This window comes from Methylomonas sp. BG-2 (assembly GCF_057766305.1).
Genome location: NZ_JBYMAP010000204.1, coordinates 1 through 6,851, shown reverse-complemented (window position 1 = coordinate 6,851; position 6,851 = coordinate 1). Strand labels below are relative to the sequence as shown.

At 54.9% G+C, this 6,851-nt stretch carries 9 protein-coding genes; 7 read left to right on the top strand and 2 right to left on the bottom strand.

The features are described from left to right. From AC3B8H_RS16510 to sufD, 3 genes are all read left to right on the top strand, one after another. Positions 1–375 (top strand): hypothetical protein (locus AC3B8H_RS16510; protein WP_488442645.1); only part of this gene is annotated, 375 nt, incomplete at its 5' end. A gap of 698 nt (positions 376–1,073) precedes the next feature. Then, positions 1,074–1,823: a Fe-S cluster assembly ATPase SufC gene (gene sufC / locus AC3B8H_RS16505; RefSeq protein WP_488442644.1), complete on the top strand. Its 750-nt coding sequence runs from the start codon at positions 1,074–1,076 to the stop codon at positions 1,821–1,823. Next, complete coding sequence (sufD, locus tag AC3B8H_RS16500; protein ID WP_488442643.1) at positions 1,820–3,121, top strand: Fe-S cluster assembly protein SufD; 1,302 nt, start codon at positions 1,820–1,822, stop codon at positions 3,119–3,121. Before sufC ends, sufD begins: the two co-directional genes overlap by 4 nt. 20 nt (positions 3,122–3,141) lie before the next feature. Here the strand turns inward: sufD and AC3B8H_RS16495 are convergent, their stop codons facing one another. Further along, a complete protein-coding gene (locus AC3B8H_RS16495) occupies positions 3,142–3,702 on the bottom strand; it encodes a Uma2 family endonuclease (RefSeq protein WP_488442642.1) in 561 nt (186 codons plus the stop codon). Positions 3,703–3,783: 81 nt separating this feature from the next. Here AC3B8H_RS16495 and AC3B8H_RS16490 point away from each other — a divergent pair, with 81 nt between their 5' ends. The 4 genes from AC3B8H_RS16490 to AC3B8H_RS16475 are packed head-to-tail and all read left to right on the top strand — an operon-like array spanning position 3,784 to position 6,564. Further along, positions 3,784–5,007: a SufS family cysteine desulfurase gene (locus AC3B8H_RS16490; RefSeq protein WP_488442641.1), complete on the top strand. Its 1,224-nt coding sequence runs from the start codon at positions 3,784–3,786 to the stop codon at positions 5,005–5,007. Further along, a complete protein-coding gene (gene sufU / locus AC3B8H_RS16485; RefSeq protein WP_488442640.1) occupies positions 5,007–5,462 on the top strand; it encodes a Fe-S cluster assembly sulfur transfer protein SufU in 456 nt (151 codons plus the stop codon). The genes AC3B8H_RS16490 and sufU overlap by 1 nt, the downstream gene beginning before the upstream one ends. Further along, on the top strand, positions 5,462–6,214 hold the full coding sequence (locus tag AC3B8H_RS16480; protein ID WP_488442639.1) for a class I SAM-dependent methyltransferase: 753 nt from the start codon (positions 5,462–5,464) through the stop codon (positions 6,212–6,214). Before sufU ends, AC3B8H_RS16480 begins: the two co-directional genes overlap by 1 nt. A 35-nt stretch (positions 6,215–6,249) precedes the next feature. Then, the gene (locus AC3B8H_RS16475) at positions 6,250–6,564 is read left to right on the top strand and encodes a non-heme iron oxygenase ferredoxin subunit (RefSeq protein ID WP_488442638.1); all 315 of its coding nucleotides are present in this window, start codon (positions 6,250–6,252) and stop codon (positions 6,562–6,564) included. Here AC3B8H_RS16475 and AC3B8H_RS16470 read toward each other — a convergent pair. Next, positions 6,561–6,851 (bottom strand): hypothetical protein (locus tag AC3B8H_RS16470; protein ID WP_488442637.1); only part of this gene is annotated, 291 nt, incomplete at its 5' end. The two genes, AC3B8H_RS16475 and AC3B8H_RS16470, sit on opposite strands and share 4 nt — an antisense overlap.

Genomic DNA, 6,851 nt, shown 5'->3' with positions numbered 1-6,851 from the left:
ATAAAATTATCCGATCAAATTTATTTTAATGCACTTGAGCCACATTCTGATTTAGTGAACAAGGCTTTGTTTTCGGTTATCCGTTGCGCGGTTACATTCAAGCATCATGCGTTTAGTGAAGAGAATGAAGTGAGGATTGCAATTCGTGTTCCGAGCAATAGTCGTTCGAGTTTTGAAGAAAAGATAAAACTCAGAGGGGCTGGTGTTCCATATGTTGAACTGTTTAATGACATAAAAAACAATCTCCCAATTAAGAGAATAATTGTTGGTCCGCATAAAGAAAAGTATATTCGGGCAGATAAGTTAAAGCATGTGCTTAGGGTTAAAGGATTTGAGAATATTGATGTCAGTGTTTCTGATATTCCATTTAGGTGAATTTTTCCCGCGTAGGATGTGCAGAGTGGATACGAAGCGCATCGGTCGCGAACGATGCGCCTCGCGTTGTTCGGCACGTATGTATATTTTCCGAATTGGGCGCTTAAAGAATAGTCATTTGATCGATTTGGGGATGGTTTTATTCCCCTGTTGCCGCGCCGAGCACCGGAGGCTTTGAGTGGATTTGCCCGCAGGGGCGCGGCAGGGATGCCGCGCGTTTTCGGAGGGCTAGGACAGCCCTTCCGAAAACCCCGCTCAAAGCCTTCGGAGCGCAGGATCTAAGCGGCATGGGGTGTCGTTTCTTTTGGGTACTTTTCTTTGGACAAGCAAAGAAAAGCACCTCGGCTGTCGGGCCGAGACCCGACATTAAAATAGGCTATCGCGATAGCGAAACAACAATAAAGATTTCAAGGCTGGATTTAACAACCCAGCCAAGCCCAACATGACGCCGGAGCGTCAAAGGCTGCATTCCCACGCCGGAGCGTGGGAACGATCAGAACAATAAAGATTTCAAGGCTGGATTTAACAACCCAGCCAAGCCCAACATGACGCCGGAGCGTCAAAGGCGGCATTTCCACGCTGGAGCGTGGGAACGATAAATAAATCTTCGCGGTAGCGAAACAATTTAAAGAATTTAAAACGCTGGGTTTCACTGTGTTCTACCCAGCCTACATTTTAAAAACTTAGGTAAAAAACGTATGCTTAGCATCAACAACCTACACGTATCAATAAACGACAAACCCATCCTCAAAGGCCTGACCCTGGATATCAATCCAGGCGAAGTCCACGCCATCATGGGTCCCAACGGCGCCGGCAAGAGTACCTTGTCTCACGTGCTCTCCGGCAAACCCGGTTATCAAGTCACCGCCGGTAGCGTCACCTACAACGGCAAGGACTTGCTGGAAATGGCCCCCGAAGTCCGCGCCCGCGAAGGCGTGTTTCTGGCCTTCCAATATCCGGTTGAAATCCCCGGCGTCAGCAATATCTATCTGCTGAAAGCGGCGCTGAACGCCATGCGCAGGCATCGCGGCTTGCCGGAGGTCGATGCGATGGATTTTCTGACCTTGGTCAAAGGCAAGGTCAAATTGCTACAGATGGACGAGAAATTCTTGTACCGCGCGGTTAATGAAGGCTTTTCCGGCGGCGAGAAGAAACGCAACGAAATCCTGCAGGCGGCGATTCTGGAGCCGAATTTGTGCATCCTCGACGAGACCGATTCCGGCCTGGATATCGACGCGCTGCGTATCGTTTCCGAAGGCGTCAATTCGCTACGCAACGGCGAGCGCTCCTTCCTGATGATTACCCATTACCAGCGCTTGCTCGATTACATCAAGCCCGACGTGGTGCACGTGCTGGCCGACGGCAAGATTGTCAAATCCGGTGGGCCGGAGCTGGCGCTGGAACTGGAAGAAAAAGGCTATAGCTGGTTGGAAGGACAAGCGGCATGATCGGCAAAGCGACGAACAATCCGTATTTGACGGCCTATCCGGCGCTGGCCGACAGCCTGCCCGGCCGGGACGTGTCATGGTTACGGCAATTTCGTGCCGAGGCCTTGCAAGCGTTCGGCGAGCGAGGTTTTCCCGGTCATCGCGAGGAAGAATGGCGCTACACCGACCTGTCGGCGTTGAGCAAAACCGTGTTTGCACCGACGACGAGCCAAGCGATCGATGCCGCATGGTTAAACCAACATCGGCTGGAAGACGCCATCAGCGTGGTACTGGTCAACGGCCGTTTTGCCGCGGAGCTGTCGCGTATCGATGCCGATGCCGGCGCGGTGACGGTATCCAGCCTCAAGCAGTTGTTGGGCGAAGCCCCGGCGGCGTTGGAAGCTCGGTTGGGTCAGGCGGTGGCGGCGCGCGAGCACGGTTTGGTGGCGTTCAACAACGCCTGGTTCGGCGACGGCGTGGTGATTGAAGTCGCGGCCAAGCAGACGCTCGACAAGCCGGTGCAGATTCTGCATGTGGTGACTGAAACCAATGCGTTGGCGGCGACTCGCAACCTGTTCATCGTTAACGATCAGGCCGAAGCGACTTTCGTCGAAACCTACGTGGGCAGTGCCGACAGTTATTTCACCGCCTCGGTTAACGAGTGCCTGTTGGGTCGCAATGCCGGCTTGACGCTGTACAAGGTGCAACTGGAAGCCGAAAAAGCTAGGCATTTTGGCGGCACTTACGTCAAGCAGGCGCCGGATAGCCGCTTTGCCCATCATAACTTCGCTCTTGGTAGCTTACTGGCTCGTAGCGATATTCACAGCGATTTGAATAAGGCCGCGGCATGCAATTTGAATGGTTTGTTCGTGGCTAGCGGCCGCCAGCATTTGGATAACCATACCCGCATCAACCATTTGCAAGCGCACGGTATCAGCCGCGAATATTACAAGGGCGTGTTGGATAACCGGGCGCGCGGCGTGTTTCAGGGCCGGGTGATTGTCGCCGAGGGCGCGCGACATACCGATTCGGAAATGAATAATCGCAATCTGCTGTTATCGGCGGAGGCGGAAGTCGATACCAAACCGCAATTGGAGATTTACAACGACGACGTCAAATGTTCGCACGGCGTCACCGTCGGCCAACTGGAAGAAAAGTCGGTGTTTTATCTGCAATCGCGCGGTGTCGATGAAGCGACGGCGCGGAATATTTTGACCTTTGCGTTTGCTAACGAGATGGTCGATAGGGTCGAAAATGCCGAGTTGAAAGGCTTGCTGCTGAAGGAGTTGCTAGCGCGTTTTCCGGCGATGAGTTTGTAGCGGCGAATAATGATTCGCCGCTACAGAATGTCCGCCACTTGGATTTGGATATCCGGTAACGCAACCAGCCTGACCCCGTCGGCCTTGGATAGTGTACTTTGAACTTGGTAATCACCATCTCCGGGTTGCCGGTAAATTTCCAGACAGTGGTCGATCAGGTTGACGATCCAGTACTCGGGGATGAGGTGGGTAGCGTAAAGACGGCGTTTTTGCTCGCGGTCGAAGTGCAAGGTGCTGTCGGAGACTTCGATGAGTAGCAACACGTCGGCGGCGGTGGGGTGGCGGGTGGTAAAGAAATTTGGTTCTGGTCGGAGCAGGGCAAAATCCGGTTCCGGTTCCGATAGATCACCGAGCTGCACAGGGCTTTGGATGCTGACAATAAATTGTTTTTCAACCAACGAAGAAAATAACGCATTTAAGCGCCTTGTGTGTCCTGCGTGGTTAAAGCCTATCGGTGCCATATGCAGAATTTCCCCTTCGATGAGTTCTATGTGGCTTTCCGGCGGAAAAATGCCGGCCTCGCCCATGCGATGCCATTCTGCGATGTCGGTGAGGTGTTTTTGAGGAAAAACGGCGACCATGGCGGTATCCAAAGTAAGGAATCGACTGAAACGATTCTAATGTTTAGTAACGACCAAATCAATTTAACCCATTAGCGAGCGATGAGCACATTTCCTATCGAACAAATCCGCGCCGATTTCCCTATCCTCGGCGAGAAAATCCGCAATAAGCCCTTGGTTTACTTGGACAACGCCGCCAGTTGCCAGAAGCCGCAAGCGGTGATCGATGCCATCGTCCATACCTATAGCCGCGAATACGCCAACATTCATCGCGGCGTGCATACCTTGAGCGTCAAAGCCACCGACAAGTTCGAAGGCGCGCGGGAGAAGGTCAGGGCCTTCATCAATGCGGCCAGTACCAAGGAAATCATCTTTGTGCGCGGCGCGACCGAAGCGATCAATCTGGTCGCGCAAAGTTACGGTCATTCGCAGCTTAAAGCCGGCGACGAAATCGTAATCAGCGCGATGGAGCATCACGCCAACATCGTGCCGTGGCAGATGCTATGCCAGCAAATCGGCTCGGTCCTGAAAATTGCGCCGATTGACCACGCCGGCGAGTTGCTGTTCGACGAGTTTGAAAAACTGTTGAACGCCAATACCAAGCTGGTGGCGATCACTCAGATGTCCAATGCGCTGGGCACGATCAATCCTGTGGAGAAAATCGTCGCCGTAGCCCACGCCAAGAATATTCCGGTGTTGTTGGACGGTGCCCAAGCCATTCCGCATACGCCGGTCGACGTGCAAGCCCTGGACTGCGATTTTTACGTGTTTTCCGGCCATAAGCTGTACGGGCCGTCCGGCGTCGGCGTGTTATACGCCAAGCAAGCCTTGCTGGAAGCGATGCCGCCGTATCAAGGCGGCGGCGACATGATCCGCACCGTGACTTTCGAGAAAACCACCTACGCCGGACTGCCGCACAAGTTCGAAGCCGGCACCCCGGCCATCGCCGAAATCATCGGCCTGGGCGCGGCGATCGATTATGTCAGTGCCGTCGGCATTGCCAATATCGCCGCATACGAGGCCGATCTTCTGGCTTACGCTACCGAACAGGCTTTGCAAATCAAGGGCATGAATATCATCGGCCAGGCCGAGCACAAGGGCGGCATTTTGTCGTTCACGTTGGATCATATTCATCCGCACGACATCGGTACGATGCTGGACAGCTTGGGTATCGCCGTGCGCGCTGGTCACCACTGTGCGATGCCGGTGATGGATTTTTACGGCGTGCCGGCCACGGCGCGCGCCTCGTTCGCCATGTACAATACCCGCCAAGAAATCGATGTATTGATGCAGGGCATCAAATCCTTAATAGAGGTGTTTGGCTAATGTTTGACGAACTACGCGACCTATACCAAGAGGTCATCTTCGACCACAACCGCAACCCGCGCAACTTCCGGATCATGGATAACGCGAATCGCAGAGTGGACGGTTTCAACCCGCTGTGCGGCGATAAATTGACCCTGTTCTTGAAAATCGGCGACGACCATGTGATTCAGGATGCCAGTTTTCAAGGTTCCGGTTGCGCAATTTCCACCGCTTCGGTGTCGCTGATGACCGAAATCATCAAGGGTTTGAACGAAGACGAGGCCGAAGCCTTATTCAAGCAATTCCACGAAATGACCACCGGCAAGACCGAAGACATCAACCTTGAAGCGATCGGCAAGCTGGCGGTATTGGCCGGCGTGCGCGAGTATCCGGCCCGGGTCAAATGCGCGACGCTGGCCTGGCACACGCTGGATGCCGCGCTGAAAAACGAGCAGGAAGCGGTTTCGACGGAATAGTGACCGCGACCAAACTTGCCGTATTGAGCGACGACGACGCGCGAGCGGCCGTTCTGGCGCAACATTTGGGTGTCAACCTGCTGGGTTTGGAACGAGCGCTATCCGGCGACGGCGAGATTTTTCTGGCTTACCGCGACGGCTTCCTGAAACTGCTGGACCGGCAAAACCTGAAAAAAGGCGGGTTGGCGGTTGAAGTCGATCCGCGTCCCGGCGAGCAGCATTCCTATCCGGCCCCGAAAAAAGATTTGCTGGCGCAGGCGGTCGGCAAAAAAACGCACACGGTGGTCGATGCCACCTGCGGTTGGGCGCAAGACAGTCTGGCCTTGTTTCGGATGGGTTACCAAGTGACCTGCATCGAGCGTTCGCCGGTGATGGCGGCCTTGATTCACGATGGTTTCGAACGCTTGGCACGCAAGGACTGGGTACTGCGCCGCGAATTGCAAGCGCCGCGCTTGCTGGTCGGCAATGCGATCGAGTTGCTGGCGGGGTTGCCGGAACAGCCGGAGTGCATTTATCTGGATCCGATGTTTCCAGCCAAGCGCAAGCAGTCGGCGGCGACCCGTAAATCGATGGCCATCTTGCGCGATATTCTTGGCGACGATCTGGATCGGCAAGCATTGTTCGAGGCGGCGCTGGCCGCTGCCGGCCGGCGGGTGGTCGTCAAAAGCCCGGATTACGCCGAGCCTTTGGGTGGAAAACCGCAGGAGAGTTTGCACGGCAAACTGTTGCGTTACGATGTGTATTTGAAGTAGACGGACGCTTTTGGGCGATAAGCAGCGAGAGGACTATGACGGATTGGATAGACGTAGTGGCGGCGTCGGCCTTGGCCGACGGTGAGCATGTGGTGGTGGACGTCGACGGCGACGATGTCGCGGTGTTCAACATCGGCGGCGAGTTTTACGCCATCGCCGACGTTTGCACGCACGACGGCGCCGAAATCGCCAGCGGCGAACTGGACGGCGACGAGATCGTTTGCCCGCGCCACGGCGCCCGGTTTTGCGTCAAGACCGGCCAAGTCAAATGCGCGCCGGCCTACGAGGATGTGGCGACGTTTTCGGTGCGAATAAACAGCGGCGTGTTGCAGGTGGCAGCCTCCGACTAATGATCCGCGGACGCTTCGCCGGCGTGATCGGCTTGCGGCCATTTCGCTTCGCCATTTTCGGATAGGCTTTTGAAATCAAACCCGTCGTCTATGGTTTTGATCGCGGCGGTGATTTTTAGGCTGAGTTCGTCGATGGGTTGCCGGGAAAACGTCGCCAATCTCATCAAGTCTTCGGTTTGGGTTTGCTTGGTTTTGTACTGGCTATAAAACGCGATGCTCAACGCGGCAAGTGCCGTCAGCGTGGCTTGCAGGATGGGCGAGCGCAACCACGGCCAGTCTTGCTCCCG

What these genes read in the sequence shown, in the direction of transcription:
- AC3B8H_RS16475 (WP_488442638.1), top strand. Translation starts at nt 6,250, where the DNA reads ATGACGGATTGGATAGACGTAGTGGCGGCGTCGGCCTTGGCCGACGGT.
- AC3B8H_RS16495 (WP_488442642.1), bottom strand. Translation starts at nt 3,702, where the DNA reads ATGGTCGCCGTTTTTCCTCAAAAACACCTCACCGACATCGCAGAATGG.
- sufC (WP_488442644.1), top strand. Translation starts at nt 1,074, where the DNA reads ATGCTTAGCATCAACAACCTACACGTATCAATAAACGACAAACCCATC.
- AC3B8H_RS16490 (WP_488442641.1), top strand. Translation starts at nt 3,784, where the DNA reads ATGAGCACATTTCCTATCGAACAAATCCGCGCCGATTTCCCTATCCTC.
- sufU (WP_488442640.1), top strand. Translation starts at nt 5,007, where the DNA reads ATGTTTGACGAACTACGCGACCTATACCAAGAGGTCATCTTCGACCAC.
- sufD (WP_488442643.1), top strand. Translation starts at nt 1,820, where the DNA reads ATGATCGGCAAAGCGACGAACAATCCGTATTTGACGGCCTATCCGGCG.